A 26,562-nucleotide genomic window follows, 5' to 3' on the forward strand; every position below is an offset into this window, starting at 1 on the left:
CCTTACTTCGCGGCGTAGGCGAGTTCGGCGGCCTTGGCGGCGCCCTCGTCCATGGTGGCGGCCAAGGTGACCAGCGGGTGGTTGGCCTCGGTGAGGATGCGGCGGCCTTCCTCGACGTTGTTGCCGTCGAGGCGCACGACGAGGGGCTTGTTCGCGGCGCTGCCGAGCTCGGCGAGCGCGCCGACGATGCCACGGGCGACCGCGTCACAAGCGGTGATGCCGCCGAAGACGTTGACGAAGACGCTCTTGACCTGGGGGTCGCCGAGGATGACGTCGAGTCCCGCTGCCATGACCTCAGCGGATGCTCCGCCGCCGATGTCGAGGAAGTTGGCCGGCTTGACGCCGCCGAAGTTCTCGCCCGCGTATGCGACCACGTCGAGCGTGGACATCACGAGCCCTGCGCCGTTTCCGATGACGCCGACGACACCGTCGAGCTTGACGTAGTTGAGATCGTTGAGCTTGGCCTTGGCCTCGAGCGGGTCTGCGGCGGCCGCATCCTCGAGCAGGGCGTGCTTCGGGTGGCGGAAGCCGGCATTCTCGTCAAGGGTGACCTTGCCGTCGAGGGCGATGATGTCGCCCTCTTCGGTCAGGACGAGCGGGTTGACCTCGACGAGGGTCGCATCCTCACCCTTGAACACGTTGTAGAGCCTGCACGAAGACCGGGGCGACCTTCTCAATGAGCTCGGCGGGGAACTTCGCCTCGACGGCGATGCGCCGGGCCGTGTCGAGGTCGATCCCGAGGTTCGGGTCGACCGCGACGTAGGCGAGCGCCTCGGGCTTCTCGACGGCGAGAACCTCGATTTCGACGCCGCCCTCGTAGCTCGCGAGCGAGAGGTAGGAGCGGTTGGACCGGTCGAGCAGCACCGAGAAGTAGAACTCCTGCTTGATGCGCGCGCCGCCGGCGACCATGACCCGGTTGACGGTGTGCCCCTTGATGTCGAGTCCGAGGATCGCCTGTCCGGCCGCGAAGGCGTCGTCGGGGGTCTTGGCGACCTTGACGCCGCCCGCCTTGCCGCGACCGCCGACCTTCACCTGGGCCTTGACGACGACGACACCGCCGAGCTTCTCCGCTGCGGCGCGCACCTCCTCGGGTGTGTCCGCGATGATGCCCGGCAGAACCGGGACTCCATACTGCTCAAACAGGTCTCTTGCCTGATATTCGTAAAGGTCCACGCTGCTCTTTCCAATCCACGACTGAGCGTTCCTGCAGGGTACGAGGGGTATGACGGGACAGCGTCCGGCATCGAATGTAGCTCGACGTCGAGACAATCTGACCAGTTCAAACTCTAGCGTCACACGTAACCCCCGCCTCGCCAAACCGTCCGGGCGGCAGTACCATGCCAGCCACACCCCCCGACACCCGGAAGGGACCGCGCATGGCCGGACCGTTCAGGACATCCGCTCCCCCGCACGTTCTCGAACTGCGGGTGCACGGCATCAACAACACGTCGCCGTTCGCGCTGCTCGACCTGCCGCCGGACGAGGTCGAGCTCGCAGCGGGCGACGTGCTCGGCAGCTTCTGGACGCCGACGGACGACTCCCTCCGGCGTCATCGCCGGGCAGCGGATGCCGCGGAGCAACGCGGTTACGTCCCGCGCCGGATCCGCCGCGAGGCGTACTCCTGGGGCGGACTGGTACGCAGCACCCCGGGCGGGGCCGGGCCGGTCTGGGCGGTCCTCGCCGCACTCGCCCGGATCGGCTGGGCCCTGCTGCTCCCGTTCTCGATCGCCAACGCCGCCGCCTGGTGCTGGCGGCTCCCGACCCAGGCTGTGCCGCGCGGGCTCAGCGTCAGGGCCGGGATCATCCGCTTGTTCGGCGTGCTGCTCACGCTGCTGCTCGTCGCGACGGTCGCGAACCTCGGCATCGACCTGTTGGCCCGGCAGTGCTACGCCGGCGGGGCCCTGGTCTGCTCCGGGCTACCCGGGGCGCTCGGCGGCCTCGCCGCGTGGACGGCCGGGCAGCGGATGGCCCTCTTCTCGCTCGCGCCGATCGCGATGATCCTCGGAATCTGGCAACTCTCGAACGGGGCGCGTCTGCGGTACGACGTCGCCGACCGCTACCTCGCCGCCCGTCCGGCAGCGGCACGACCGAGCGTCCGCCCGGCGGTCGGGCGACCCGGAGCCCCGGCTGCGTCTCCCGCAGGGCCCCGGCCGCTGCTGGAGTCGCCGCACCTGTGGAACCGACGCGGTGAAACCCATCGGCTCTCGCTCGCCCACCTCGCGGCCGGGCTGAGCCTGACCTCGGTGCTCTCCTGCGCCGCCCTGGCCGGCGGGGGCGGCGGGGTGAGTGCAAGTGTGTCCGGCACGGCGGCGGGCGTCGTCTTCCTCGTCGCGGGGGCCCTACTCCTGGCGGCCCTCGTGACCGCGTTCTGCACCCGCACCCTTCCTGTCGAGCCGATCGCGCGCACGCCGGGGGCCCGGTGGCACACCGCGCTCGTCCTGCTCGCCATCGTGACGCACGTCGCGGCGCTCCTGGTTCTCGGGCTTGCCCCGCCCGCGCAGGGGGACGACGGCGCGGTCGCCGCCGGAGCGACCCAGGGAGCGGCGGCCGCGGTTTCCTCGGTCTCCCAGGTCTCCTCGATCACGCTGCTCGCGCTTCTCGGCGGCATGCTCGCCTGCGTCGCGGCGAGCGCCGTGTTCCGGTACCCCGCCCCGCGCGGCCGGCTCCGGTTCGAGGCGTGGCACGGCCTCGCACCCGCGGTGTTCCTGACCCTCGCGCTCACGGTCGGGCTCATCCTGTCGAGCCTCCTCACCGTCGGCGTCGGCACCTGGCTGAACGGCGGTGCGGGCGCGAGCGCCCTGCTCGGTGCGCCGACGAACGTGGCAGGGTCGCCGGTGATGCCCGTGCTGACCGTGCCGGGCGTGTACCCGTGGTTCGGCGGGCTTGCGTTCGCGCTCCTCGCCGTGGCGGTGCTCTTCGTCGGCTGCTCCCTGATCCGGCCGCGCCGGGTCGGCCCCCGCGTCGCGGAGTGGACCCCGGACGATGTCCCGCCCGGGTCAGGCGGCGACGGGCGGCGCGAGGCCAGCGGGGTTGGCGACGCGGCGCACCGGGACAGCTCTGGCGGAGCCGCCGCCGGATCCACCACCGGAACGGCCGCCGGCGGCGCGGGAGCTCCGGTCTTCGGCCAACCAGACGGCCCGGGCATCCCCGGCGGAGAGACCCCGATGCCCGCGGGATCCGAGGCCGAACTCGTGGCTCTGCTGCGTCCCGTGCGCGACCGGAAACGCGCGCTCGCCGCTCGCCTGCACCTCGTCGAACCGGTCACCGGGATCGTCGCGGCGGCCGGCTTCCTCGCCCTCCTCGCGACCGAGATCCTTACCGTCGTCGTGCCCCGCCTGCTACCAGCGGATGCCGCGGCGCCGGGGTCCGCCCCGGCCGACGGCGTGACCGCCCCGCCCGGGCTGCTCGCCTGGCTCGACGTGTCGATGGCCGGCTGGGCGGGCGTCGCCGTGATCGTCCTCGCCGGGCTCGTCCTTCGCCCGGCCCCTGGGCGCGCGACGAGGCCGCTCGCGATCGTCTGGGACCTCGCCTGCTTCCTACCGCGCGCCGGGCATCCGCTCGGGGCTCCCTGCTACACCGAACGGGCCGTGCCCGAGGTCTGCCGCCGGGTGCTCTGGTGGCTGGACGGCCGGGCGGAAGGGACACCGCCACGCCGGCGGGAGGTCGTGCTCGCCGCCCACAGCATGGGAACGGTCGTCGCGATCGCCGCCCTCTTCTCCCTGGCCGCGCACCCGGACTGGTCGGCGCGGCGGGACCGGGTGACGCTGCTGAGCTTCGGCGTGCAGGTGCGGCCGTACTTCGGGCGGTTCTTTCCCGAGATCCTCGGGCCGGAGGTGCTTGGCACCCAGCCGTGCCTGCGCCCGCGGCTGTGGAGCGCGGACCCGTGGCTGGCGGATGCCGGGGCGACGCCGCTCCCGGCGGAACCGGCCTCGCGCGCCGCCGCGCTGCCGGTGGGGCGCTGGATCAGCCTGTGGCGGGCGACCGATCCGCTCGGGTTCCCGGCCTGGTCGAACCGGGCGCCAGGCAACCCGATCGACCGGTTCGCCGATGAGATCGATACGAGCGGGTACACGGGCGCGGTCGGCACCCACGGCGAGTACTACCGCACCCGGCAGTACCACGACGCGCTCGCCGACCTCGCCGGCACCGCCCTTCCCGGCTAGCCTCCGCGAGGCTCCCGTGTCGAGCGCGGGTGTTGCGCCATTGCGCGGGTGGTGCGCCACCCGCGGAGCGGCGCAACACCCGCGTTCGGTCCGGTGGCCGAGGGGGCGGATGCGGGGGTCAGCCGAGCGCGAAGAGGGCGGAGGAGGCGAGGGCGGTGCCGACTCCGATGGACTGCGGCAGCGTGAGGCGCTCCCCGAGGACGGCGATCGACAGCAGGATCGTCGCAACGGGGTACAGGGCGACCAGCACGCCGACCACGGCGAGGTTGCCGGAGTAGAGGGCGATGAGCAGGAGGGCGTCACCGACGCCGAGCAATACGCCGGCGATCATGCTCCCGCCGATCCAGCGCGGACCCGCCGAGCGAAGCGGACCGAGCGAGAACGGGCGCAGGCCGGCGGACATCCTGCGCCACATCCCGAGCACCAGGAGGAGCAGGAGGCCGAGGCCGATCTCCACGAAGGCCGGGACCAACCCGGCGGAGCCGGGGGCGAACGAGAGGGCGACGACGGACAGACCGAACGCGATCCCGGAACCGATGCCGACGGTCCAGGCCTGGCGGGACACCCGCGCGCTTCCCTCGCGGCGCGAGGTCGACACCAGCACGGCGCTCGCGAGGGCGAGACCAACGGCGACCCAGGCCGCACCGGAGAGCTGCGTACCGGCAACGGTGGCGACGCCGACCGGCACACCGGCGACCAGGAGGCCGATGACCGGAGAGAGCACGCTCACGGGACCCACAGTGAGCGCCTGGTAGAACAGCACGAAACCGACGACGGCCGCCGCCCCCGAGACCGCGCCCCAGAACACGGCGCCCTCCGACCAGGTTCCGCCCACGGAAAGCAGGCCCGCGCTGAGTGCGACCGTCGCCCACAGGTAGGTCAGGGTCGTCGCGGGCAGCACTCCGAACCGCCGTGCGCCGAGGGTTCCGAAGAAATCCGAAACGCCATAGGACAACGCGGACGCGAGCGTCAGCACGACCACCAGAATCACGACACCATCCTCCAGCACGACGGATCTCACGGCAACGGGGCCGCGCTGGATAGCGGGCCACCGGGCCACGGGCGCGCCGGGTCACGGGTACGCCGGGCCGGGGCCGCCGGGCCGGGGCACCCGTGAGTAGCGCGAACGCACCGGGGCTGCTTGACTTCCGGCATGACTGAACTCGATCACGGCATCGAACCGCACGCCCCCGGCCACGCCGAACGGCTCAACTGGCTGCGCGCCGGTGTGCTCGGCGCGAACGACGGCATCGTCTCCGTCGCCGCCCTGGTGGTGGGCGTCGCGGCGGCGACACCGGATTCCGCGGCGATCCTGATCGCCGGAGTCGCGAGCCTGCTCGCCGGGGCGATCTCGATGGCCCTCGGCGAATACGTCTCGGTCAGCAGCCAGCGTGACACCGAGCGCGCCTTGATCGCCAAGGAGCGGTGGGAGCTCGCCAACCTGCCCGACCAGGAGCTCGCCGAGCTCGCCGAGATGTACCGCGCCAAGGGACTGAGCGCGGACACGGCCCGGCGCGTCGCCGACGAGCTCACGGCGCACGACGCCCTTGCCGCGCACCTCGAGGTGGAATTACACATCGGCACCGAAGAACTCCCCAACCCGTGGCATGCGGCGTTCGCGTCCGCGCTCGCGTTCACGGTCGGCGCGATCCTGCCGCTGCTCGCCGTGCTGCTGCCACCGCCGGCGTGGCGGCTGCCTGCAACATTTCTCGCGGTGGCGGTCGCCCTCTCGATCACCGGCTGGCTGAGTGCCTACCTCGGCGGCAGTCCCCGCGGCCGCGCGATCGCCCGGGTCCTCGTCGGAGGCCTGCTCGCCCTCGGCGTCACGTGGGCGATCGGCGGCCTCATCGGCACCTCGGTCTGACCGTAGGCTGGTGCCATGTCTTCACCACGTACGCTCCGCGCATCCGCCCTGCTCGCGGCGGGCATCGACGCCGCCCTCGTGCTCGTCTTCGCCGCGATCGGCCGTGCGAGCCACGGCGAGGACCTGCTCGGCGTGCTGACGACCTGGTGGCCGTTCCTGGGCGGCCTCACGATCGGCTGGCTGATCATGCGCGCGTGGCACGCCCCGCAGCGGATCGTCTACACCGGGCTCGGCGTCTGGCTCTGGACGGTCGCGGGAGGGTTGCTGCTCCGCGTCGTGAGCGGCCAGGGCGTACAGCCGAGCTTCATCGTCGTGACGGCGATCGTGCTCGGCCTGTTCCTCGTCGGTTGGCGCGGCATCGCGGTACTGGTGCGCCGCGTCCGTGCCCGTAGCCAGGCCACGACGCAGATCCAGTAGCCGCACCCTTCCGCAACCTCGCCGTCAGTGGCATGACTCCTGCACCTCTCCGGGCGGTGGGAAAGCCGCCGCTGCGGTGACCCGGTGTTTCCGGGGCTCGGGCGTCGCTTCGGCTGAATGCGCAGGAGTCATGCCTCAAGAACGGCGGACATGGCACTGCCAGCGCTCCGCGGGTGCGGGCGCTGGCAGGGGATGCCGGGGTCGGCCGGTTAGACGAGCACCTTCAGCGAGGTGTTCCAGTTGAAGTCCTCGAATGCCGGGTTGGCCTGCAGGGTCATCACGAGGAACTGGAAGCCCTCGAGCTCGCGGGCACGACGCAGCGGGCCGACGACGATCGGGCGCTGGCCGGCGGCGGTGACGAAGGCGGCGACGGCCGCGTTCGCCTCGTCGGAGTCGGAGGCGATGAACACGTCGAGCGGGAGGCCCGCGGCGGTGCCCGCGACGAGTGCACCGGCGAAGGTCGTGTTGAAGGCCTTGACGACGGTCGCTCCGGGCGCGGCGAGCGCGGCGAGTTCTTCGGCTGCGGAGGTGCCGGGGGCGACGACGAGGGAGTCGAAGGTGCTGAAGTCGACGGGGTTGGTGATGTCGATCACGGTCTTGCCGGACAGGGCGGCACCCAGGGCGGTGACGACCTCCTTGGCCGCGTCGAACGGAAGCGCGAGCACCACGATCTCGCCGGTGAGCGGGCTGGTCAGCGTGCCAGAGGTGACCTCGGCGCCGAGCTCGGCGGCAAGAGACGCGGCCTTGGCCGGGTCGCGATCGAGGATCTGGAGGCCGCTTCCGGCGACGACGGCACGGGTGCCGATGCCGCGAGCCATGTTGCCGCTGCCGATGATCGTGATGTTCGTCATAGTCGTTCTTCCTCCGGAAAAGTGTCGAGTGGATGCTGCCTCCGGCGGGATTCCCGTCACAATTACTTGAAGCAACAACTAAAGCCTAGGACTCTTTAGTTGAACCGTCAAGTCAACCGGTAGAATTCTCGGCATGACCGAACCGCGCTGGCTGACAGATGACGAACGCGAAGCCTGGCTGCGCCTGATGGCCGTGACCATGCTCCTGCCGGGACGACTCGAGACGCAGCTGAAACGGGATGCCGGGCTGAGCCACTTCGAGTACTACGTGCTCGCGATGATCTCGGAGAGCACCGAGCGTTCCCTGGCCCTGAGCGAGCTCGCCGCACGCACGAACTCGTCGCTCTCCCGGCTGTCGCACGTGATCGCCCGGCTCGAAGTCCAGGGCCTGTTGACCCGGTGCGCCTCGCCGAGCGACGGCCGCACCTCGATCGCCCAGCTGACCGAGGCCGGCTGGGCGAAGGTCGTCGCGAGCGCGCCCGGCCACGTCGAGGAGGTGCGCTCGGTCGTCTTCGATTCCCTGACTCCCGGGCAGGTCAGCCAGCTCTCCGAAATCTGCGGAAGCCTGCTCGGCACGCTCGACCCCGACCACCGCCTGCTCCGCCCGAGCTGAGCCGCCCCGGGCTACCGTTCGTAGTCGTCGACGTCGTCGAACTCGTCGGCATCATCGATGTCGATGATGCTGTGCTCGTCGACGCCGCGATCGTCCTCGTCCTCGTCGTCCTGCTCGACGGCGCGGTCGTCGGCGTCGATGGTCCAATCGAGATCATCGTCCGGGTTGTCTTCCGGAACCAGGTCATCCTCGAGGGTGAGCCCGACGTCGTCGATGTCGCGATCTTCGTCCAGTCCATCGCTGCCGGAGTCCGTGCGCCGTGGCCAGAGTCCGTCCGGGTCAATTCTCATTGTGGCTGCCTCCTCGTCGGAAGAGGGACGTCCCCCGCTGGGTGCCCCCGCGCGAGCAACGGTACGCCACCGCCCCGCCACCGACAAGGGGCCGATCGACCCTGTGCACAACCGTTCCGAAGCGGCGTGGAGCCCGTGCGGAGCCGCAGGCCTGCTCAGCCGTTGCGGGAGCGCAGTCCCGCGGTGGCGACGAGCGAACCGTCCTGTAAGACTGCGAGCACCTCGATCGGAAAGGTCTCGACGCTGCGGTTCAGCGCCGCCTCGCCTCCGGCGACGATCGTGGTGGCCAGCACGTCGACGGTCACGATGTCGAGCCCGATCACGCTGACCTGCCGGTACGGCGAGGGCCCGCCGCCCACGCTGGTCCAGATGTGCTCCCCGCGCTCGGCGCTTCCCGAGGTCGCGACGGCCCGCACCGGGGCGACGAGCGGCACGGAGGCCAGGAGTTCCTGCCGGCTTGCCGGGTCGACGATGCCGGCGACCCAGTCCTGGCCCGGTGACTGGTCGCCGTTCACGAGCAGGTCTCCTCCGGCGTTGACCGACCACTCCGAAAGGCTGAGCCCGCGCAGGACCTCCCCCGCTTCCGCGATCGCGAGGCTTTTCACGACCCCGGACAGGTCGAGCACACCGTCGGCGCGGTGCGGCGTGAAGACGCCGTCCGTCCTATCGCGCCAGTCGAGCGCGACGGCGTAGCAGTCCCGCAGTTCGGCGCTCGCCTGGGTGAGGCGGATGTCGCCGCGCGAGATCCTGCTGATCTCAGAATCGGGCCGGTACAGGCTGAACCGCTCGTCCCAGCGGGTGAACACGTTTCGCACGGCGTCGAGGGCCGCCTCCGGCGAGGGGACTCCGGCGCGGTCGCCGTCGCCCGCCGCGCCGCCGATTCTGAGGCTCACGACGGTGCCCATGGTCTCGAAGGTGTGCGCGTCCATGCCTCCCACGCTAGCGGCGGCCCTCGCCGGCTGCACGGCCTAGAACCCGGCCGTGTCGAGCGCCGCCTGGACGGAGGTGAGGTAGCCCCTCGTCGTGTATGTGGCGCCGCTGACGTTGCTGACCTTCGCGGACTGGGCGGAGAGCACCTCGGAGCGGAGGATGGGGGCGGCCTGCGCGCTGATCGCGACAGAGCGGCCGCCGTCGTTGGTCAGCTGCAGGGCGGTGACCTCGGTGATCGTGCCGTTGGCGATCGTGACGGAGACCTGGACGGGCCCGTACGGGGTCCGCACGGATGATCCCGTGAAGGTCCCGGTCGGCCGGGCGGCCGGAGCGGGCGCCGCGGGAGCAGGCGCCGCCGGTGCAGGGGCGGCCGCTGTCGAGGCCGCCGCGGTCGGCGCAGTGGCCGCGGAGCCTGCAGTCGTCGCCGGACCGGACACTGTCGGTGCGGTGGCGGCCGGTGTCGGTGTCGCCGGGCCGGCGCTCGGCGCCGGGATCGTCGCGGGCGCGGCCTGCGGCGCGGAGAGTGCCTGCATCGAGGCGTTCGCCTGGGCGCCGACCTGCCAACCGACGGCGAGCACGGACAGGGACGCGAGGGTGGCCAGGCTGACTGCGCGGGCCCTCACCAGTCGAACCTTTCGAAGTGGATCTGCCGGGTCGGCAGGCCTGCCGACCGGGCGTCCCGCACGACCTCGTCCGTCCACTTGCGTGGCCCGCAGATGTAGACGTCGGCCTCGCGGAGCTTGGGGACGAGGGTCGCGAGCGTGATCCGGGCCCGGACCGCGTCGCCGGGGAGCCAGCTACTGGTTCCCGGGGCGCGTTTGCCGGCGATGATGCGCAGTTCGGCGCCACGTGCCCGGCAGAGGGCCGCGAGTTCTTCGACGAGGTAGGTGTCGTCGACGGTGCTCGACCGGAGGAGCACGGTCGCCTGCCCGGGAGCGAAGGTGGCGGTCTCGAGAAGCGAGCGGATCGGGGCGACCCCGATGCCCGCGGCGATCAGGACGATCCGCGGCGAGGTGCGGGCGAAGTCGGTGAAGAGTCCGTACGGGCCTTCGAAGCTCACCCGGGTGCCGACAGGCAGGCGCGGGAGCGTGGACGATGCGTCGCCGAGCCCGCGCACCGTGATGCGGAGGGAATTGTGGGTCGGCGCGGCAGAGAGCGAGAACGGGTGCGCCTGCCACCACAGCCCGGGGGTCCAGAACCGCCAGATGAAGAACTGCCCGGATTTCGCCTTGAGGCTGCGCAGCTGACGCCCGGACAGGCGGATCGAGACGACCCCGCGGGCTTCCTGGTCGACTCCGACCACGGTGAGCCGGGCCCTGAGCGAGCGCACGATCGGGACGATGAAGCGGAAGAGGATGATCGACCCGGCGACGCCGGCATACAGGGCGAGCCAGTAGTAGCGCTGCAGCGACCCCTCGCGGAACAGGGTGCCGACGCTGAGCTGGTGCGGAATCGCGACGAGCACCGCGACGTAGGACAGCAGGTGCACGAGGTGCCACACCTCGTAGCGGAACTTGTGCCGCACGATGACGAGCGAGGTGACCACCACGGCGATGAGCAGGCCCAGCCCGAGGAACGCCAGCGGCATGTCCGGGAGTGAGGTGAACATGATCCAGACCTCGTCGAAGAACCCGGCGGGCTGCACGAGCGCGTACCCGATCGTGAGCAACACCGCGTGGGCGAGGATCAGGTAGAGCGCCGGCTTGCCGAGCGACTGGTGCAGCGCCATCGCGCTGTCGTGGCCGAAGGCCCGGTCGATCGCGGGCAGCCGCGCGGCGAGCAGCATCATCACGAGCAGCAGGTCGGTGCCGACCAGCCCGGTGACGATTCCGAGTGCCGTGATGGCATCGGCCGGCGTGCTGATCCTCGCCGCTCCCCCGTCGGCGAGGAAGACCGCGACGACGAGCGCCACCGAGACAACCGCGAGGATTTGCAGGGTGTCGGCCAGACGCATCCGCCGCGGGTAATTCGGGTGGATGCGCGGCCGGGCGTTGTGCTGTCGTGCACGCGTGTCGAGGCTCATAGGGTGAGCATCCCCGGCGAATCCAATGAATCTCTATCGAGGACCTGAGAGGAACCTGTGCGTCGCCAATGTGCGCTGCACGAGTTCACAGGTTCCCCTCCGCCGCTGCACAATGGATGCCCGCGGCTAGAACCCGGCGGCGTCGAGCGCCGCCTGCAACGAGGTGAGGTACCCCTGGGTGGTGTAGGTCGCGCCGCTCACGTTCGCCACCGCGGCGGACTGGGCTTTCAGCACTTCGGTCTTGAGCACGGGCGCGGCCCGGTTGCTGATCTGCACCGACCTGGAGTCCTTGTCGGTCAGCTGGAGCGCCGTGACGTCGGTGATCGTGCCGTCCGCGAGGGTGACCGAAACCTGCATGTTGCCGAACCGGGTGGCGACGACCGAGCCGGTGAAGGTGCCGGTGATCCCGGTCGTCGTTGCCGCTGGTGCCGTCGTCGCGGGCGCGGTCGGAGTCGCCGTGGCTGTCGAGGCAGCGGTCGAGGCAGCTGCCGCGGCAGTGGCCGTCGCGGTCGGAGTCGACGCGACCACGGCCGGTGCGGCGGCCGAGGTCGTCGCATCCGTCAGGGCGGCGCCCAGGGTGTTCTGCAGGGAGGCGACGGCCGGGGACCCGACCGCCCACCCGATCGCCAGAACGGACAGGGACGCTGTAGCGGCCGCAGCCGCTGCTCGTTTTCTCACCAGTCAAACCTTTCGAAGTGGATCTGTTGCGTGGGCAGCCCGGCCGAGCGGGCGTCCCGCACGACCTCGTCGGTCCACCGCCGTGGGCCGCAAATATAGACGTCCGATTCGCCGAGCATCGGAACGAGGGTCTTCAGGGAGATCCGCGCGTTCACGGCGTCTCCGGGCAGCCAGCTGTGGGCTCCGGGGGCACGCTTGCCGGTGATGATGCGGAATTCGGCGCCCCGGAGGCGGCAGAGCCTCGGCGATCTCCTCGACGAGGTAGCTGTCGGCCACCGAGTGCGAGCGCAGCAGCACGGTCGCCTGCCCCGGCGCGAAGGTCGCCGTTTCCAACAGCGCCCGGATCGGGGCGACCCCGATGCCGGCGGCGACGAGCACGATCCGCGGGCTGGTCCTGGCCCGGTCGGTGAAGAGCCCGTACGGGCCTTCGAAGCTCACCCGGGTGCCGATGGGCACCGAGGCGAGGTCGGTCGAGCCGTCGCCGAGGGCGCGGACCGTGACCCGGAGAGAGTTGTGGGCAGGCGCGGCCGAGAGCGAGAACGGGTGGGCCTGCCACCACTGACCCGGCGTCCAGAACCGCCAGATGAAGAACTGGCCTGCGCTCGCCTGCAGGTGGTGCAGCTTTCGGTCGGAGAGGCGGATCGACACGACTCCGGGCGCCTCGCGGTCGACGCCGGCGACCACGAGCCGGGAGCGCAGCGACCGCACGATGGGGAGCACAACCCGGTAGACCACGACGGATCCGGCCACGCCGGCATACAGGGCGAGCCAGTAGTACCACTGCGGAGAACCGGCGACCAGGACCGTGCCTGCGGTCAGCATGTGCGGCAGTGCGCCGAGCACGGCGACGTAGGAGAGCAGGTGCACGATGTGCCAGACCTCGTAGGGCAGGCGGTGGCGCACGATGACGAGCGAGGTGACGACCACGAGGACGAGCAGGCCGAGGGCGATGAACGCCAGGAGCATGTCGGGCATCCCGGTGAGCATGCTCCAGGTCTCGGCGAACACGTTCACCTCGCTCGAGAGGGCGTAGCCGATGATCAGGAACACCGCGTGGGCGAAGATCAGGTAGAGCGCGGGCTTGCCGAGCGACTGGTGCAGGGCCATTGCGCTGTCGTGGCCGAAGGCCCGGTCGATCGCGGGCAGCCGGGCGGCGAGCAGCAGCATCACGAGGAGCAGGTCGGTGCCGACGAGGCCGGTCAGGATCCCGATCGAGGTGAGCGCGTCCGCGGGAGTGCCGAAGCGGGCTGCCCCGCCGGAGCCGAGGAAGAGGGCAACGGCGAGCGCGACCGAGACGATGCAGAGCACCTGCAGGGTGTCGGCGAGGCGCATCCGTCTCGGGTAGTTCGGGTTGACGCGCGGGGCGGGCCGACGGCTGGTCTGCGTCGGCTCGGGGAGACGCTGCTGGAGGAGCAGGGGTCTGGTGTCGAGACTCATATTCCGAGCATCGGGCCACCGCCCATGCGGAGGCTTTCGAAAGCCTATGAACCGGCTATGAAGCGCTGGGGGCTTTGGTCGGTCCCCGGCGGTCGCGATCTGGGACGGCGAGACCGGCCCCGAACCGGAACAGCAGCACGAGCAGGATCGCGACCCCTGCCCCGAGTGCGGTCTCGACGATCCGGTCGATGAGCAGGGCGGGCACCGGAACGGGGCTGCCGAGGTGCACGACGGAGAGGGCGAGCGGGGTGATGAAGAGCAGAGCGGCGCCATAGTGCTTGCCGACCAGGATCTCGGCGCCGAACTGGCTGACCGTGATCACGACGACGAGCCAGGCGACGGATGGCCCGGGCAGCAGCACGAGACCAGTCACCACCACGCCGAGTGCCGTCCCGGCCACGCGGTGCACGGCCCGGGAGATCGAGTGGGCCGCCCGGGGCGGTGGCAGCACCGCGACGACGGCGACGACGGCCCAGTAGGGGTGCCCGATGCCCACGATCAGGGCGAGGCCTCCGGCGAGGAGCACGCCGACCACGTTCTGCAGGATCACCAGCCAGACCTGAGGGTCGCGGTAGGTGGCGGGGCGAAGCCGCGGAGCGCGCGGCAGGTCCTTGAACAGGCCGGTCGAATGCGGCTCGAACATCCGCCGGAGGCCCCAGCCGGACATGGTGAGCAGCCAGGCAAGCACGGCGGCGCCGGTGGCGACGAGCATCCGCTCGCCGACCTCGCCCGGTGGAGTCGGCAGTTGCGCGCACACGGAGAACGCGAAGACGAAGAACAGCGGCGTGCCAGGCACGAGCCCGGCCGTCGTCGCCACGAGGATGCCGCCGATGACCACGAGCAGCAGTCCGCCGACGAGGAGCGGCAGTCCAGCGCCGGCGACGCCGAGAGCGAGGGCGATGCTCCCGAGCAGAAAGGCGCCGGCGATCGTGATCGTGCGCGCCCGGAGCCGGTACGGCTCTCCGCGGCCGTAGAGGGCGGTCATCGCGCCGAAGGACGCGTATGCGGTCCAGTCGATCCGACCGGCGGCGATGAGCACGATGAGGGGGATCGCCACGGCGAGGCTGGCCCGCAGCGCGACCTCGACGTCGAGTGCGCGCAGGGACCTGAGCCGGGCGAGCAGGGTCTCGGGGGCCGCCGGAGTTTCCGGGTTCCCCGGAGTCTCAGGGGGCCCGGGAACGAGCTCTCTCGGCACTAGATCTTCTCGATGGGCGCGATCTTGATCAGGAGCTTCTTTGCGCCCGCCGAGTCGAACTGGACATGTGCGACCCGCTTGGTGCCTTCGCCGGTGACCTGGTTGACGCGACCGTCGCCGAAGCTCGAGTGCCGGATCCGGTCGCCGGCGGCGAGCTCGAGGTCGCCGTTGTCGCGGACCTGGGTGACGGCGTTCGCCCATTCGGTCTTCGGTTTCGGGGCGGGCGGCAGCTCGCTGAAACCGCTGCGGGTGGAGTTGAAGCCGCCGCCGAAGCCGTCCCTGCGATTGAGCGCACGCGACTGGGTGCCGTTTCGCGAGTTGGCCATGCCGGGCGACTGCTTCCAGTCGATCAGAGTGGCCGGGATTTCCTGCAGGTAGCGGCTCGGCATGGCCACATTGATCTCGCCGAACTGGGCGCGGGTCATCGCGAGCGAGAGGTAGAGGCGCTGCCTTGCCCGGGTGATGCCGACATAGAAGAGTCGGCGTTCCTCGGCGGGGCCGCCGGGCTCGTTCGCCGACATCTGGTGGGGCAGCAGCCCCTCCTCGACCCCGGTCAGGAACACGGCCTCGTACTCGAGTCCCTTCGCGGTGTGCAGGGTCATCAGGGAGACGGTGCCCGAGGCGTCGTCGAGGTCGTCGGCTGCAGCGACGAGCGACACCTGGGTGAGGAAGTCGACGAGGCCGGCGTCCGGGTTCTCCCGGTTGAAGTCCTTCGTCTGCGCGACGAGTTCCTCGATGTTCTCGGCCCGTGCTTCGTCCTGAGGGTCGCGGCTGTTGCGCAGCACGGTGAGCAGCCCGCTGCCCTCGAGCACGAAGGTCAGCAGCTCGGAGACGTTCACCGGGCCGCCGGGATACGCGGGGTCGATCTTGAGGGCGGCCTCGTCGAGCACGCCGGCCAGTTGAAGGATCGCACCGGTGACCTTCGGGCCGAGTCCGAGCGATGCGGAGTCGCGCATTGCCTCGCGGAAGCTGATCTGGTTGGCCTCGGCGAAGCTGCCGAGCCCGGTCTCGGTGGCGGGGCCGATGCCGCGCTTGGGGGTGTTCAGGATGCGCCGCAGGGCGAGCTCGTCGTCGGGGTTGGCAACGGCGATCAGGTAGGCGAGGGCGTCCTTGATCTCGGCTCGCTCGTAGAACTTGGTGCCGCCGACGACGCGGTATGGCACGGCGGCGCGGACGAAGATCTCCTCGAGCGCCCTGGTCTGGGCGTTGGTGCGGTAGAACACCGCCATGTCCCGGTAGGCCATGCCCGCCCCGTGCAGGGTCTCGATCTCGTCCGCGACGAACTGGGCCTCGTCGTGCCCGTTGTACGCGGTGTAGCCCACGATCTTTTCGCCGTCGCCACCCGCGCTCCACAGCTTCTTCTCTTTGCGGTCGAAGTTGTGGCCGATCACGGCGTTCGCCGCGGAGAGGATGTTCTGGGTCGAGCGGTAGTTCTGCTCGAGCAGGATGACCTTGGTGCCGGGGAAGTCGCGTTCGAATTCGCTGATGTTGCGGGTGTCGGCGCCGCGGAAGGCATAGATGGACTGGTCGGAGTCGCCGACGACGGTGAGGGAGGCCCCGGGGATGCCGCCGCTCGGTTCGCGCAGGTTGCGCACGTGCACGCCGGTCGCCTCGAGCTCGTCGGCGAGCTCAGGGGTGACGGGGAGAGTGAGCTCGCGCACGAGGGAGTACTGGGCGTGGTTGGTGTCCTGGTATTCGTCGACGAGGATGTGCCGGAAGCGGCGACGGTAGGTTGCGGCGACCCGCGGGAACGCGCGGAAGAGGTAGACCGTCTCGCCGATCAGGTCGTCGAAGTCGAGGGCGTTCGCCGCGCGGAGCCGTTGCGTGTACTGGCGGAAGATCTCGATGAACATGACCTCCTGCGGGTCACTGAGATTGGCGTTGCGCGCGTAGGAATCGACGTCGGCGAGCTCGTTCTTGAGCTTGGAGATCTTCGCGGCGGCGTTGCCGGGCGTGAATCCGTACGTGTCGGCATCGAGCGACTTGATGATTCGCTTGAGGGTGACCTTTGTGTCCGCGGAGTCGTAGATGCTGAAGCTCGACGAGAGGCCCGCGCTTTCGGCCTCGCGGCGCAGGATCCGCACACAGGACGAGTGGAACGTCGAGATCCACATTCCCTCGGCCCCCTCTCCGAGGAGCACTTTGACGCGCTCGCGCATCTCGGCGGCGGCCTTGTTGGTGAAGGTGATCGCGAGGATCTGGCTCGGGTATGCCTCCCGGGTCTCGAGCAGGCTCGCGATGCGCCGGGTCAGCACGCTCGTCTTGCCACTTCCCGCGCCCGCGATGATGAGGAGGGAGGGGCCACGGTATTCGACGGCCTCGAGCTGCTGTGGGTTGAGCCCGTCCAGCAGGGGGCTCTGCCGGTGGCCGGGCTCTTCAGTGGGGCCGCCGGGGCCGGGGCCATAGCCGGCACCGTAGCCATCCAGGATTATCGGCGTTGCCGAGGAAGTGCGTGCGGGGGTGTTGTCCGGGTCGAAGGGCGTCATCATCTCGCCTCCAAGTCTAAGCGGTGCCCCTGACACCGGCCGGGGCGCCCCGGCAGCGTGACCCGCCGCGGGTCCGCCGGATACCGCCCGGTTCACCGGTCTTCGCGGGCCTCCGCGGCGAGTTCGTCGCGGACCGCGACGGCGAGGTCGGGGTGGTCTGCGAAGACACCGTCGATCCCGGTGCCCATGATCGTGCGGAACTCGGTCTGCCAGTCGCCGAAGTCGGCTCGGAACCGCCCGCGCTGGAAGGTCTTCGCGAGGAACACGTTCTCGGGGCGCAGGGTCCAGCAATAGATCTCGAGGTTGGCGGCGTGCGCGGCGTCGACGAGGTCGGAGGCCCCCGAGACGTGCCCGTCCGGCCCGATCTCGAGGACGAGCGACTTCGGAACGCTGATCCCGTCGACGAGACCGCTCAACCCGTAGAGCCCCTGGTCGGTCAGGTAGTCCGCGTAGTCGGGGGCCGACCGGCCGAGCAGGCGCACCTGGTCCGCGGGCTTCCCCGTCGCTTCGAGCAGGAAGATCCGCTTCCCGTAGACGCCCCTGGCATAAACCTGGTCGAGCAGGGTGCGTTCGAAGCTCTCGATCGTGAGCCGCCCGTCGCCCGCGTTCCAGCCGGCGGTGTTCACCTCCGCCGCGAAGAGTTCGTCGACAGGGAGGCCGATCGACTCGAAGTAGCTCGCGTGCTTGATCTCGGCGATGACCCCGACCGGGCGCCTCGCCCGGCTGGACACCCGGTCCATGAGTTTGAACACGTCGCGCAACCGGAGCAGCGGGAATCGACCGTCGAAGGATGCGCTGGCCTTGCGCAGGGCGGGCAGACGCTCCCTTGCGCGCAGGGTGCGCAGCTCGGCCCAGGTGAAGTCCTCGGTGAACCAGCCCGTCGTGCGGATGCCGTCGATGACCTTCCGGGTGCGGCGGGCGGCGAATTCGGGGTGCGCCGCGACATCCGTCGTCGCGGAAATCTCGTTCTCGTGCCGCACGATGAGTACGCCGTCGCGGGTCACGACGACGTCGGGCTCGACCGCGTCAGCACCGAGGGCAACCGCGAGCTCATAGGCGCCGCGGGTGTGTTCCGGCCGGTAACCGCTCGCCCCGCGGTGACCGATCACGATCGGTTGCATTCCCTGACCATACGCGCTGCTGGCAGACTCGAAGCGATGACACTCTGGAGCGAACCCGACACCCGGCGCCACACGCCGTCGGTCTATCGCGCCCGCCTGACGGTCGGAGTCTCGGCGATCGCGCTCGGCGTGGCCGCGACGAACCTCACGAGCACGTACAGTCTCTTCTTCCTCGCCCTCGGTCCGGCCCTGCAACTGCTCGGCTGGCTCGCGCTGCCCGGGGCGCTCTGGAGGCGGCTGCTGGTGATCCTTCCCGCGGAACTCGCCGCGCTCACACTCCTGGCCGGCCCCGATTTCACCGGCGCGTTCGCCGTGCTCCTCGCGTGCTGGTTGTTCGTGCGGCACCGGCCGGGCATCAGCTACCTCATGCTGCTCGCCCCCGTTGGCGTGAGCTTCGTCCTCAAATTATCGCTCCACAACTCGTCGCAGAACTGGGTCGGCGACGTGGTCGGTTCGGTGACGGTGATCGCCGCGGCGTGGGTCGCCCGGTGGCTCGCGCAGCGGCGCTGGGCGCGGCTCAATCCGTCGCCCGCCGGCGAGACGGCCGGAACAGGCGACACCGGGGACACCGGGGACAACCCCTCAGGATCTACAAGGCAGACGCCCAGCAGGGCTGAATAGACTCTCAGAAACGCCCACCGGCGCCGTGCCGGATCCCCGGCGTTGACAATACCCGAGCTGATTGAGATCTTAGGAACATGGCATCCTCAAACCCCGCATTCTCGCGCAATCCCGCCTTTGCCGCACAAGGATCCGCGGCAGCGACCGGCCTGACCGAAGCTGACCTGCAGCGCATCTACGAAGCGCCGTCCGCAGGCTCGCAGGACACCGGCCGGATGACTTACGAAGACACCATCGTGAAGACGACGCTGAGCTTCGCCCTGTTGCTCGTCGCAGCGGCCGCTGCGTGGCTCCTCACCCCGACGATGCCGTTCCTGCCGTTCCTCGGCATGATCGTCGGCCTCGTGCTCGGCCTCGTCAACGCCTTCAAGAAGGAGCCCTCTCCCCGGCCTGATCCTCGGCTACGCCGCAGCGGAAGGCCTCTTCGTCGGCGGTATCTCCTACATCTTCGAAGCGATCTACCCGGGCGTCGTCGTCCAGGCCGTGCTCGCGACCCTCGTGGTCGTCGGCGTGACCCTCGCGCTGTTCGCAAGCGGCAAGATCCGTGCCTCGAAGCGAGCGACGAAGGTGTTCCTGGTCGCGATGGTCGGCTACTTCGTGTTCTCGATCCTCAACTTCGGCCTCGTCGCCTTCGGAGCGGTTGACAGCCCGTTCGGCCTCAGCAGCAACGTGAAGATCTTCGGCATCCCCCTCGGCGTCGCGATCGGCATCCTCGCCGTGCTCATGGCCGCGTACTCCCTCGTGCTCGACTTCGACTTCATCCAGCGCGGCGTCAACAACCGGGTCGCCCGCAAGTACGGCTGGTCCGGAGCGTTCGGCATCATGGTGACCGTGGTCTGGCTCTACGTCGAGCTGCTGCGCCTCTTCGCGATTTCGCGCAACTAGCCCGCTCGCGCCCCGGCGGGAGCAGAATCCCCCGCCGCAGTCGGAGATTTTCGCCAGGAAAATCTCCGACTTCCACGTCGTTAAGGCAGCGGTCGCAGAGCCGGGGTCCGACTCAGATCCAGCCCTTGTCCGTCGCGGTGCGGATCGCCTCTGACCGGTTGCTTGTTCCCAGCTTGGCGGATGCCGCCGAGAGGTAGTTCCGGACGGCCCCTGCACTCAGGTGCAGCGAGCGCGCGACCTCGGGGGCGCTCCGTCCCTCGGCCGCGAGGAACAGGACCTCGGTCTCCCTCACGGTGAGCGGCGATTCGCCGTGCATCATCGCGTTGATGGCGAGCTGCGGGTCGATCACGCGTTCGCCGGCCTGGAGCCTCCGGATGACCGCGAGGAGGTGCTGCGAGGCCAGGTCCGTGTGCTGGAAGCCGTCCACGCCGCCCTGGATGGCGCGGCGGACGTCACCGGGGCGCGGATGGCTCGCGAGCAGCAGAACCTTGACCCGCGGGTCGGCGGCCTGGATCAGCGGGAGCAGTCCGAGGCCGTCGATCCTGGGCAGGTGAATGTCGAGGACGATGATGTCGGGAGCGGTGCGGAGCACCGTCGACAGCACCTCGGCGCCGTCTCCGATCGCGGCAACGACGTCGATATCGGCTTCGAAGGAGAAGACTGCCTCGAGCGCCGTGCGCAGGAGGACGTGATCCTCGACGAGCAGCACCCGGATCAGCGGGCCCTGCGCCGGGGCAGGAAGCGCGGGCTGGGTGGTTTCGAAGCTCATCCCTGCACCTCCCCACGTCGGTCGACTGCCCGCGATCACGGCAGTTGTGAGGTGGAAGGTCGCGTATGGACTCTAGCAAACCCCGGCGCCGAAAAACCCCCCGAACGGGGTAAGAATCTGCAGGGAAGTCCCGATCACAGACGGAGCGTTCAGTGCTGGGACGCCGATGACTCGACGCGCCACTGCTCACCCGGCCCGCCGGGGCGCGATGTCGCCCGGCTCATCGAGAAGGTGCGGGTGCGGAACCGCCAGGCCAGGCGGACCATCGCGACGCCCGACTGCCGGTAGTGGTCGGCGAGTGCGCGGGTGAACACGGCACGGCCCGGCACGTCGACCCAGCCCTCGACGCCGGTGTAGACGGCCTCGACCCGCGGCCGGGCCGCCGCGTTCCGGAACAGGGCGAGGGCCTCTGCTGCGATCTCGTCGCCGTCCGGCGACACGCGGTGTCGGGCACCGGAGGCCTCGACGGGGACGCCCGGGCTCGCGCCGGCCGCCCGGCCTGGCGCATCGTCGAACCCGTCGTCCGAAACCGTGGAATCCATGGGCGTCACCTTCGTCCGGGGACGGCGCCCCGACCGGAATGCCCGGCCGGCTGCCGCCGCGAGGAGGCCTCCGCGGGGAACGCCGGAGAGCCGAAGCGGCTCCCGTCGACGCTTCTCACCCATCCTCACGCGGATGCCGCGGCGCGGGAAGTCCCCCCTGTCACCGCTCCCCCATGACAGCTGTCACCTCGGAGCGACCCAGGTCTCGCCCAGTTACGGACAAAGCACCCTCGTCGTGACGACGAGGGTGCTTTGTCCGTGCTTCACCGGGAGAGAGTCACTCCCACTCGATGGTTCCCGGCGGCTTCGACGTGACGTCGAGAACGACGCGGTTCACGCCATCCACTTCGTTCGTGATGCGGTTGGAGATACGGGCGAGCAGGTCATACGGCAGGCGGGTCCAGTCGGCCGTCATCGCGTCCTCCGAGGAGACCGGGCGCAGCACGATCGGGTGGCCGTACGTGCGGCCGTCACCCTGGACGCCGACGGAGCGGACGTCCGCGAGCAGCACGACCGGGCACTGCCAGATGACCCCGTCGAGGCCGGCGGCGGTCAGCTCGGCGCGCACGATCGCATCCGCGTGGCGCAGCAGTTCGAGCCGTTCGAAGGTGATCGAACCGACGATGCGGATGCCCAGACCGGGTCCGGGGAACGGCTGGCGCTGCACGATCTCCGGCGGCAGTCCGAGCTCGGCGCCGATCGCGCGCACCTCGTCCTTGAACAGGGTGCGGAGCGGTTCGACGAGCTCGAACTTCAGGTCTTCGGGCAGGCCGCCGACGTTGTGGTGGCTCTTGATGTTCGCGGTGCCGCTGCCGCCGCCGGACTCGACGACGTCGGGGTACAGGGTGCCCTGCACGAGGAAGCGGATCGGGTCGCCGTCCAGCTCCGCGGCCTCACGGATGAGCTCGGCCTGGGCCTGCTCAGAAGGTGCGGATGAATTCTCGGCCGATGATCTTGCGCTTGGTCTCCGGGTCACTGACACCCTCGAGCGCGGCGAGGAACTGCTCGCGGACGTCGACCGTGACGAGGCGCACGCCGGTGGCCTTGACGTAGTCCTCCTCGACCTGACGGCGTTCGTCCTGGCGGAGCAGGCCGTGGTCGACGAAGACGCAGACGAGCTGGTCACCGATGGCCTTGTGCACGAGGGCGGCCGCGACGGCGGAGTCGACGCCGCCGGAGAGCCCGCAGATGACCTTGCCGGTGCCGACCTGGGCGCGGATCTTCGCGACCTGTTCCGCGATGACGTTGCCGCTGTTCCAGTCGGCGGGAATCCCGGCGGCACGGTGCAGGAAGTTCTCGAGCACGTCCTGGCCGAATTCGGTGTGCTTGACCTCGGGGTGCCACTGCACGCCGTAGAGGCGGCGCTCGTCGTTCGCGAACGCGGCGACGGGGGTCGAGCCGGTCGAGGCGAGCACTTTGAAGCCGTCGGGGGCGCGGGAGACGGAGTCTCCGTGGCTCATCCACACGGTCTGTTCGTTCGGCTGCCCGGCGAGGAGAACGTTCTCGTCGGTCGCAACCGTCACGGGGGTGGAGCCATATTCGCTGAGCCCGGTGTGCGCGACCTCGCCGCCGAGGGCGGTCGCCATCACCTGGAAGCCGTAGCAGATGCCGAGCACGGGGATGCCGAGGTCGAAGATGGCGGGGTCGAAGGTCGGGGCGCCCTCGGCGTAGACGCTCGAGGGTCCTCCGCTCAGCACGATCCCGACGGGGTTCTTCGCGGTGACCTCCGCAGCGGTGATCGAGTGCGCGACGATCTCCGAGTAGACGGATGCCTCGCGGACGCGGCGGGCGATCAGCTGGGCGTACTGGGCGCCGAAGTCCACCACGAGCACGGGGCGGTCGATGCCGGACGCCTCCGTCGGGGTCACGACCGCGGTCGGGTCGGCAACTGAAGTCATGAATGGGCCTCCGCACCCTCGGCGTCGGAAAGCGCCCTGGCGGCAAGCCAGGCGCGGACCTCGCGGGCGACGCGGCCCTCGAGGAAGAAGGACAGGGTGGGGATGACGCCGCCGAGGGCGATCAGCAGGAACCGGGGGAACGTCCAGCGCATCAGGCTCCAGAGCCGGAAGTCCGCGAAGAGGTAGAGCACGTAGAACCAGCCGTGCATGATCAGGATCGCGGTGCTCAGGTTGAACGCGGTGACGGTGTCGCGCGGGACGAGCAGCCCGTAGGGGCCGCCGAGCTCGAGCTCGTATTGGAAGCCGAACTTGAGGATGACCTCGGCGCAGAGCAGCAGCAGGAAGACGCCGGTGATGATCGAGGAGGTCTGGTAGAGCTTCAGCGCACCCGGGATGCTGGGGACATCAGCGGGTCTGGGTTCGAGTGGCATGCGCCAATTCTAACCGGCGACGATTGCCGCTTCCTCGCGGAGGTCCTCCTCGCGCTCCCAGGCGTCCCGGACGAGGCGGTACCAGAGGAACACGGCGAAGCCCGCGAAGACGACCCACTCGATGGCGTAGAAGATGTTCAGCCAGTTGAGGGAGGCATCCGTGAGAGGTGCGGGCGAATCGATCTCGGTGAGACCGGATGCCGCGGTCCCGTCGACGATGTAGCCCGGGTAGACCGCGGTGCCGTCGAAGCCGGCCCAGAGGTTGATCAGGGCTGCGGTGGACACGGTCGTCAGGCCGTGCGGGTCGCGCCCGTCTGCGGGGACGACGGGGGCTTCGGTCGGGAGGAACCGGCCGGCCAGGGTGACGACCTGGTTGGCGGGCGCCGCCGCGAGGCCCGCCATCGTCGATCGGGCCGTCGTCTCGTCCGCCGCCCAGCCGCGGGCGACGGCGATGCTCGCGCCCGCGCCGCTCCCCGTGCCTGCCGCACCGACGATGAAGTGGCTCACGACCCAGTAGCCGGAGGTCCCGTCGTTGGAACGGTCGCTGATCAGCTGCTCGTCGCCGGGGACGTAGCTGCCGTCGACGGTGACGAGCTGGCCGGTCGCCGCGTCACGCGGGGCGCCTCCGGGAGTCACGGCGTCGACGAGGGGTTTCACGGTTTCCGTGGTCTTCTCGACGACCACGCCGGATGCGACGGCGCGTTCGAGCTGCCAGCGCCCGAGCGCCGCGAAGCCGGCCGCGACGGCGAGGGCGAGCAGGAGCGCGAGAATCCAGCGGGGGCGGAGCATCATGCGGATCATTGGTAGTCACCTGTCCCGGCGTCGGGTGCCGGCTTGTCCCTCTGGGCGCGAGTGCGCGAAAGTCGTTTGGCGTAGTCGGCCATCGGGTCGGCGTCTGCGTCGGCGGCGTGGTCGGAACCGACGCCGGAATCCAGGTCCGATTCCGGGTCGGCGGACGAGTGCGCGTCGGCGGACGGGCGCGAGTCGGCAGGGACGTGCGCCTGCGCCTCGTCATTGGTATCGGTCTCCGGGTTCACGCGTGCGCTTGGGCGCGGGGCCGTGTTCGACCGGACTGAGGCCGGCAGCGGCGTCGGACCGTCGAGTTCGTCGATGCCGTCGTCCACCACGTGCTTGACGTATTCGCCGCGTTCGGCCTGTTCCGCCCGTTCGTCGTGGTCGGCGCGGCGGTCGTGGTCCATGCGCTTCCGCGGTTCCGGCCGTGATGCCGGCAGCGGCTGGTCGCCGAGGTGGGCGGCGGCGCGCTGCGCGTCCTGGTCGCTCAGTGCGCCGGCCGTGGCCGCGTCGACGAGCCGGAACTCCTCGGCGTGCATCGGGTCGCGGTCGGGGCGGATTGCGGCGCGCTTCCGGCGACGTCCGGGCAGCAGGGCGCCGAGCCTCTCCGAATTCGCGGCGAAGAGCGGACCGAGGATGGCCATGGTGAGCACGTAGAGGCCCGCGAAGGGCTGGAGCAGGCCGTTCAGGCCCGCTCCGACCGAGAGGGTCGCGAGGATGAGCGTGAACTCTCCGCGGTTCACCAGGATCGCGGCGGCATTGAGCCCCTCGGAGATTCCCATCGAGTGCAACCGGGCCAGCAGCATCCCCGAGATCAGGTTGAGCACGAAGGTCATCACGACCGCCGCAAGCACGACGAGGATGACCGAACCGAACTCTGCGATGTGCAGCGCGAGGCCGAAGTTGAGGAAGAAGAACGCGGCGAAGATGTCCCGCAAGGGGACCGCGACACGTTCGAGCCGGGTGCGGTAGGTGCTCGCGCCGAGGACGACACCGATCAGGAACGCGCCGATCGCATCCGTCACCCCGATGATCTCGCCGATGCCGGCGAAGAGCACGGCAAGCCCGAAGAACAGGATCGTGAAGAGTTCGTCGTCCTTGGTGCGGACCAGGCGGGACACGACCCGGCCGCCCCAGCGGGCGAGAGAGAACATGACGACGAGGAAGAGGAACGCGATGCTCAGTTGCAGCACGATCGGCCAGATCTCGGTCTTGCCGCTCAGCACGACCGAGACGATCGACAGGTACACCGCGATGAAGATGTCCCCGACCACGGTCACGCCGAGGATCATCGGTGTTTCCTTGTTGGCGAGGCGGCGCAGGCTCGATCAGGAGCTTGGTGATGATCGCGCTCGAGGACGTGCCGGTCATGCCGGCGATGACGAGGGCCTCGCGGGTGCCCCAGCCGACCATCATGCCGAAGGCGAACCCGATGCCCATGTTGATCACGACATAGGACCCGCCGGACAGCAGCAGCTTCCCGGCGTCGTTGAAGAATTCTTCCTGGTCGAACTCGAGGCCGAGGCTGAACAGGAGCAGGATGAGCCCGAAGACGGCGATGAGCTCGATGTCGGCGGAGTGGAAGTCGATCGGGAACCAGTGGGTGTACGGGCTCGCGAGCAGGCCCACGATCATGTAGATCGGGATCGACGGCAGGCCGATCAGTTTCGCGGCGCGCCCGAGCACATAGGCCACGACCAGCAGGATGCCGAGTGTGATCAGGTCCGTGCCAAGGTTCATTGGTTAGCCCCCGGGGGCGCGTCGACGGTCTTGGCCTTGAGTTCACCGGTGCGGAAGAACGTGAAGGCCTTGGCGACCTTCTCCGGGGATCCTGCGACGACAAGGGTGTCGCCGGGGAAGACCCGGAAGTCCTGGGCCGGTGCCGGGTTCGCGGATTCGCCGCGCACGACGGCGACGACCGTGAGGCCGGCGATGCCGCGGTCGGCCGGGTTGCCGAGGGTCTGGCCGGCGATGTGGTCCTCGTAGTCGACCGTGAACCAGTCGATGCTGAGACCGGGAATCTGGTCGAGCGCGGTGAGCGACTCGGTGATCTGGGTGCCGCCGAGGAGCTCGGCGAGGGTGTGCGCCTCGTCTTCGTTGAGGCGTAGGGAGACCTTGCTCGCGTCGGGGCCGCCCTCGTCGTCCGCGAAGGTGATGAGGTCGCTGTGCCCGGAGCGGTGGGCGATGACGCCGACCTTGCCGCCGTCATCGGTGATGAAGGTGTGCAGCACACCCACTCCGGGAAGCTTGACCCGCCGAACGTCAACCATGGTTACGACTCCTGAAGATAAAGGGCAAGTGGGCCCTAGTCTATCGAAGCCGCCCGCGACCCAGCCCGGGCGCAGCAACGCGCACGGGCGGATGCCGGGCGCACGTCGTGCGCCCGGCATCCGCCCGCGCCCTCGCGCACGCCACCGCGCCGGTTTCGGCGAGCCGCGCCCGAAACGGCGGGCGCGGCCAGCGCAAACCGGCGCGGGCGCGAACGGATGCCAGTCGCGGGCCGCCGCAAGCATCCGCTCGTGCGCTGCAGCATCGGCCCCACCACTGCGCCGGTTT

General features: G+C 70.0%; 22 protein-coding genes and 4 pseudogenes. 6 read left to right on the forward strand and 20 right to left on the reverse strand.

Features of this window, described 5'->3' with window-relative positions; genetic code table 11:
• Positions 1-2: 2 nt before the first annotated feature.
• A pseudogene (sucC, locus tag KIV56_RS08165) lies at positions 3-1,173 on the reverse strand (ADP-forming succinate--CoA ligase subunit beta).
• A gap of 203 nt (positions 1,174-1,376) precedes the next feature.
• On the opposite strand from sucC, the gene KIV56_RS08170 reads away from it, so the two are divergent.
• Positions 1,377-4,163 (forward strand): hypothetical protein, encoded by a 2,787-nt coding sequence (locus tag KIV56_RS08170; protein WP_281535852.1) that lies wholly within the window; start codon positions 1,377-1,379, stop codon positions 4,161-4,163.
• Positions 4,164-4,281: 118 nt separating this feature from the next.
• Here KIV56_RS08170 and KIV56_RS08175 read toward each other — a convergent pair whose 3' ends face one another.
• Positions 4,282-5,154 (reverse strand): EamA family transporter, encoded by an 873-nt coding sequence (locus KIV56_RS08175; RefSeq protein ID WP_281535853.1) that lies wholly within the window; start codon positions 5,152-5,154, stop codon positions 4,282-4,284.
• Positions 5,155-5,316: 162 nt separating this feature from the next.
• On the opposite strand from KIV56_RS08175, the gene KIV56_RS08180 reads away from it, so the two are divergent.
• Positions 5,317-6,027, forward strand: a complete 711-nt coding sequence (locus tag KIV56_RS08180) for a VIT1/CCC1 transporter family protein (protein WP_281535854.1) — start codon at positions 5,317-5,319, stop codon at positions 6,025-6,027.
• Positions 6,028-6,042: 15 nt separating this feature from the next.
• Positions 6,043-6,444, forward strand: a complete 402-nt coding sequence (locus tag KIV56_RS08185; protein ID WP_281535855.1) for a DUF3054 domain-containing protein — start codon at positions 6,043-6,045, stop codon at positions 6,442-6,444.
• A 209-nt stretch (positions 6,445-6,653) separates the two neighbouring features.
• Here KIV56_RS08185 and KIV56_RS08190 read toward each other — a convergent pair whose 3' ends face one another.
• Positions 6,654-7,295: an NADPH-dependent F420 reductase gene (locus KIV56_RS08190; protein ID WP_281535856.1), complete on the reverse strand. Its 642-nt coding sequence runs from the start codon at positions 7,293-7,295 to the stop codon at positions 6,654-6,656.
• 133 nt (positions 7,296-7,428) lie between these two features.
• On the opposite strand from KIV56_RS08190, the gene KIV56_RS08195 reads away from it, so the two are divergent.
• Positions 7,429-7,908 (forward strand): MarR family winged helix-turn-helix transcriptional regulator, encoded by a 480-nt coding sequence (locus KIV56_RS08195; protein ID WP_281535857.1) that lies wholly within the window; start codon positions 7,429-7,431, stop codon positions 7,906-7,908.
• Between the two features lie 11 nt (positions 7,909-7,919).
• On the opposite strand, the gene KIV56_RS08200 is transcribed toward KIV56_RS08195, so the two are convergent.
• From KIV56_RS08200 to KIV56_RS08240, 9 genes are all read right to left on the reverse strand, one after another.
• The gene (locus KIV56_RS08200; protein ID WP_281535858.1) at positions 7,920-8,198 is read right to left on the reverse strand and encodes a hypothetical protein; all 279 of its coding nucleotides are present in this window, start codon (positions 8,196-8,198) and stop codon (positions 7,920-7,922) included.
• 155 nt (positions 8,199-8,353) lie between these two features.
• On the reverse strand, positions 8,354-9,127 hold the full coding sequence (locus KIV56_RS08205) for an FAD:protein FMN transferase (RefSeq protein WP_281535859.1): 774 nt from the start codon (positions 9,125-9,127) through the stop codon (positions 8,354-8,356).
• A gap of 39 nt (positions 9,128-9,166) precedes the next feature.
• The gene (locus KIV56_RS08210; protein WP_281535860.1) at positions 9,167-9,751 is read right to left on the reverse strand and encodes an FMN-binding protein; all 585 of its coding nucleotides are present in this window, start codon (positions 9,749-9,751) and stop codon (positions 9,167-9,169) included.
• Entirely contained in the window at positions 9,748-11,151 is a 1,404-nt protein-coding gene (locus KIV56_RS08215) for a ferredoxin reductase family protein (protein ID WP_281535861.1), read from the reverse strand. The genes KIV56_RS08210 and KIV56_RS08215 overlap by 4 nt, the downstream gene beginning before the upstream one ends.
• 126 nt (positions 11,152-11,277) lie before the next feature.
• Complete coding sequence (locus tag KIV56_RS08220; RefSeq protein ID WP_281535862.1) at positions 11,278-11,829, reverse strand: FMN-binding protein; 552 nt, start codon at positions 11,827-11,829, stop codon at positions 11,278-11,280.
• A gap of 3 nt (positions 11,830-11,832) precedes the next feature.
• Positions 11,833-13,266 carry a ferredoxin reductase family protein gene (locus tag KIV56_RS08225; protein ID WP_281535863.1) on the reverse strand — a complete coding sequence of 478 codons (1,434 nt, stop codon included), beginning with the start codon at positions 13,264-13,266 and terminating at the stop codon, positions 11,833-11,835.
• Between the two features lie 55 nt (positions 13,267-13,321).
• A complete protein-coding gene (locus KIV56_RS08230) occupies positions 13,322-14,461 on the reverse strand; it encodes an FUSC family protein (RefSeq protein ID WP_281535864.1) in 1,140 nt (379 codons plus the stop codon).
• Complete coding sequence (locus KIV56_RS08235; RefSeq protein ID WP_416173006.1) at positions 14,461-16,950, reverse strand: ATP-dependent helicase; 2,490 nt, start codon at positions 16,948-16,950, stop codon at positions 14,461-14,463. The genes KIV56_RS08230 and KIV56_RS08235 overlap by 1 nt, the downstream gene beginning before the upstream one ends.
• An 89-nt stretch (positions 16,951-17,039) precedes the next feature.
• Entirely contained in the window at positions 17,040-18,068 is a 1,029-nt protein-coding gene (locus KIV56_RS08240; protein WP_281535865.1) for a glycerophosphodiester phosphodiesterase family protein, read from the reverse strand.
• Between the two features lie 36 nt (positions 18,069-18,104).
• On the opposite strand from KIV56_RS08240, the gene KIV56_RS08245 reads away from it, so the two are divergent.
• Positions 18,105-18,689 (forward strand): hypothetical protein, encoded by a 585-nt coding sequence (locus tag KIV56_RS08245; RefSeq protein WP_281535866.1) that lies wholly within the window; start codon positions 18,105-18,107, stop codon positions 18,687-18,689.
• Positions 18,690-18,766: 77 nt separating this feature from the next.
• Positions 18,767-19,574, forward strand: a pseudogene (locus tag KIV56_RS20335) (Bax inhibitor-1/YccA family protein).
• Between the two features lie 112 nt (positions 19,575-19,686).
• On the opposite strand, the gene KIV56_RS08260 reads toward KIV56_RS20335, so the two are convergent.
• From KIV56_RS08260 to KIV56_RS08295, 8 genes and pseudogenes are all read right to left on the reverse strand, one after another.
• Positions 19,687-20,343 carry a response regulator transcription factor gene (locus KIV56_RS08260; RefSeq protein ID WP_281535867.1) on the reverse strand — a complete coding sequence of 219 codons (657 nt, stop codon included), beginning with the start codon at positions 20,341-20,343 and terminating at the stop codon, positions 19,687-19,689.
• A 149-nt stretch (positions 20,344-20,492) separates the two neighbouring features.
• On the reverse strand, positions 20,493-20,885 hold the full coding sequence (locus KIV56_RS08265; RefSeq protein ID WP_281535868.1) for a hypothetical protein: 393 nt from the start codon (positions 20,883-20,885) through the stop codon (positions 20,493-20,495).
• 277 nt (positions 20,886-21,162) lie between these two features.
• Positions 21,163-22,783, reverse strand: a pseudogene (guaA, locus tag KIV56_RS08270) (glutamine-hydrolyzing GMP synthase).
• Entirely contained in the window at positions 22,780-23,214 is a 435-nt protein-coding gene (locus KIV56_RS08275) for a DUF3817 domain-containing protein (protein WP_281535869.1), read from the reverse strand. The pseudogene guaA and the gene KIV56_RS08275 overlap by 4 nt, the downstream one beginning before the upstream one ends.
• A 9-nt stretch (positions 23,215-23,223) precedes the next feature.
• Positions 23,224-24,006, reverse strand: coding sequence for an SURF1 family cytochrome oxidase biogenesis protein (locus tag KIV56_RS08280; RefSeq protein ID WP_281535870.1), 783 nt, complete (start codon positions 24,004-24,006; stop codon positions 23,224-23,226).
• Positions 24,007-24,011: 5 nt separating this feature from the next.
• Positions 24,012-25,298 carry a cation:proton antiporter gene (locus tag KIV56_RS08285; protein WP_281535871.1) on the reverse strand — a complete coding sequence of 429 codons (1,287 nt, stop codon included), beginning with the start codon at positions 25,296-25,298 and terminating at the stop codon, positions 24,012-24,014.
• Between the two features lie 97 nt (positions 25,299-25,395).
• Positions 25,396-25,746: pseudogene (locus tag KIV56_RS08290) on the reverse strand (cation:proton antiporter); the annotation flags it as partial.
• Positions 25,743-26,276, reverse strand: coding sequence for a cation:proton antiporter regulatory subunit (locus KIV56_RS08295; RefSeq protein ID WP_281535872.1), 534 nt, complete (start codon positions 26,274-26,276; stop codon positions 25,743-25,745). The pseudogene KIV56_RS08290 and the gene KIV56_RS08295, both read right to left, overlap by 4 nt.
• Positions 26,277-26,562 lie beyond the last annotated feature (286 nt).

This window comes from Cryobacterium breve (genome assembly GCF_027594785.1).
GTDB lineage: Bacteria > Actinomycetota > Actinomycetes > Actinomycetales > Microbacteriaceae > Cryobacterium > Cryobacterium breve_A.

Coding starts and splice junctions, on each gene's coding strand:
- KIV56_RS08170 (WP_281535852.1), top strand. CDS start 1,377: ATGGCCGGACCGTTCAGGACATCCGCTCCCCCGCACGTTCTCGAACTG.
- KIV56_RS08180 (WP_281535854.1), top strand. CDS start 5,317: ATGACTGAACTCGATCACGGCATCGAACCGCACGCCCCCGGCCACGCC.
- KIV56_RS08185 (WP_281535855.1), top strand. CDS start 6,043: ATGTCTTCACCACGTACGCTCCGCGCATCCGCCCTGCTCGCGGCGGGC.
- KIV56_RS08190 (WP_281535856.1), bottom strand. CDS start 7,295: ATGACGAACATCACGATCATCGGCAGCGGCAACATGGCTCGCGGCATC.
- KIV56_RS08195 (WP_281535857.1), top strand. CDS start 7,429: ATGACCGAACCGCGCTGGCTGACAGATGACGAACGCGAAGCCTGGCTG.
- KIV56_RS08200 (WP_281535858.1), bottom strand. CDS start 8,198: ATGAGAATTGACCCGGACGGACTCTGGCCACGGCGCACGGACTCCGGC.
- KIV56_RS08205 (WP_281535859.1), bottom strand. CDS start 9,127: ATGGACGCGCACACCTTCGAGACCATGGGCACCGTCGTGAGCCTCAGA.
- KIV56_RS08215 (WP_281535861.1), bottom strand. CDS start 11,151: ATGAGCCTCGACACGCGTGCACGACAGCACAACGCCCGGCCGCGCATC.
- KIV56_RS08225 (WP_281535863.1), bottom strand. CDS start 13,266: ATGAGTCTCGACACCAGACCCCTGCTCCTCCAGCAGCGTCTCCCCGAG.
- KIV56_RS08235 (WP_416173006.1), bottom strand. CDS start 16,950: ATGATGACGCCCTTCGACCCGGACAACACCCCCGCACGCACTTCCTCG.
- KIV56_RS08240 (WP_281535865.1), bottom strand. CDS start 18,068: ATGCAACCGATCGTGATCGGTCACCGCGGGGCGAGCGGTTACCGGCCG.
- KIV56_RS08245 (WP_281535866.1), top strand. CDS start 18,105: ATGACACTCTGGAGCGAACCCGACACCCGGCGCCACACGCCGTCGGTC.
- KIV56_RS08260 (WP_281535867.1), bottom strand. CDS start 20,343: ATGAGCTTCGAAACCACCCAGCCCGCGCTTCCTGCCCCGGCGCAGGGC.
- KIV56_RS08265 (WP_281535868.1), bottom strand. CDS start 20,885: ATGGATTCCACGGTTTCGGACGACGGGTTCGACGATGCGCCAGGCCGG.
- KIV56_RS08275 (WP_281535869.1), bottom strand. CDS start 23,214: ATGCCACTCGAACCCAGACCCGCTGATGTCCCCAGCATCCCGGGTGCG.
- KIV56_RS08280 (WP_281535870.1), bottom strand. CDS start 24,006: ATGATGCTCCGCCCCCGCTGGATTCTCGCGCTCCTGCTCGCCCTCGCC.
- KIV56_RS08285 (WP_281535871.1), bottom strand. CDS start 25,298: ATGATCCTCGGCGTGACCGTGGTCGGGGACATCTTCATCGCGGTGTAC.
- KIV56_RS08295 (WP_281535872.1), bottom strand. CDS start 26,276: ATGGTTGACGTTCGGCGGGTCAAGCTTCCCGGAGTGGGTGTGCTGCAC.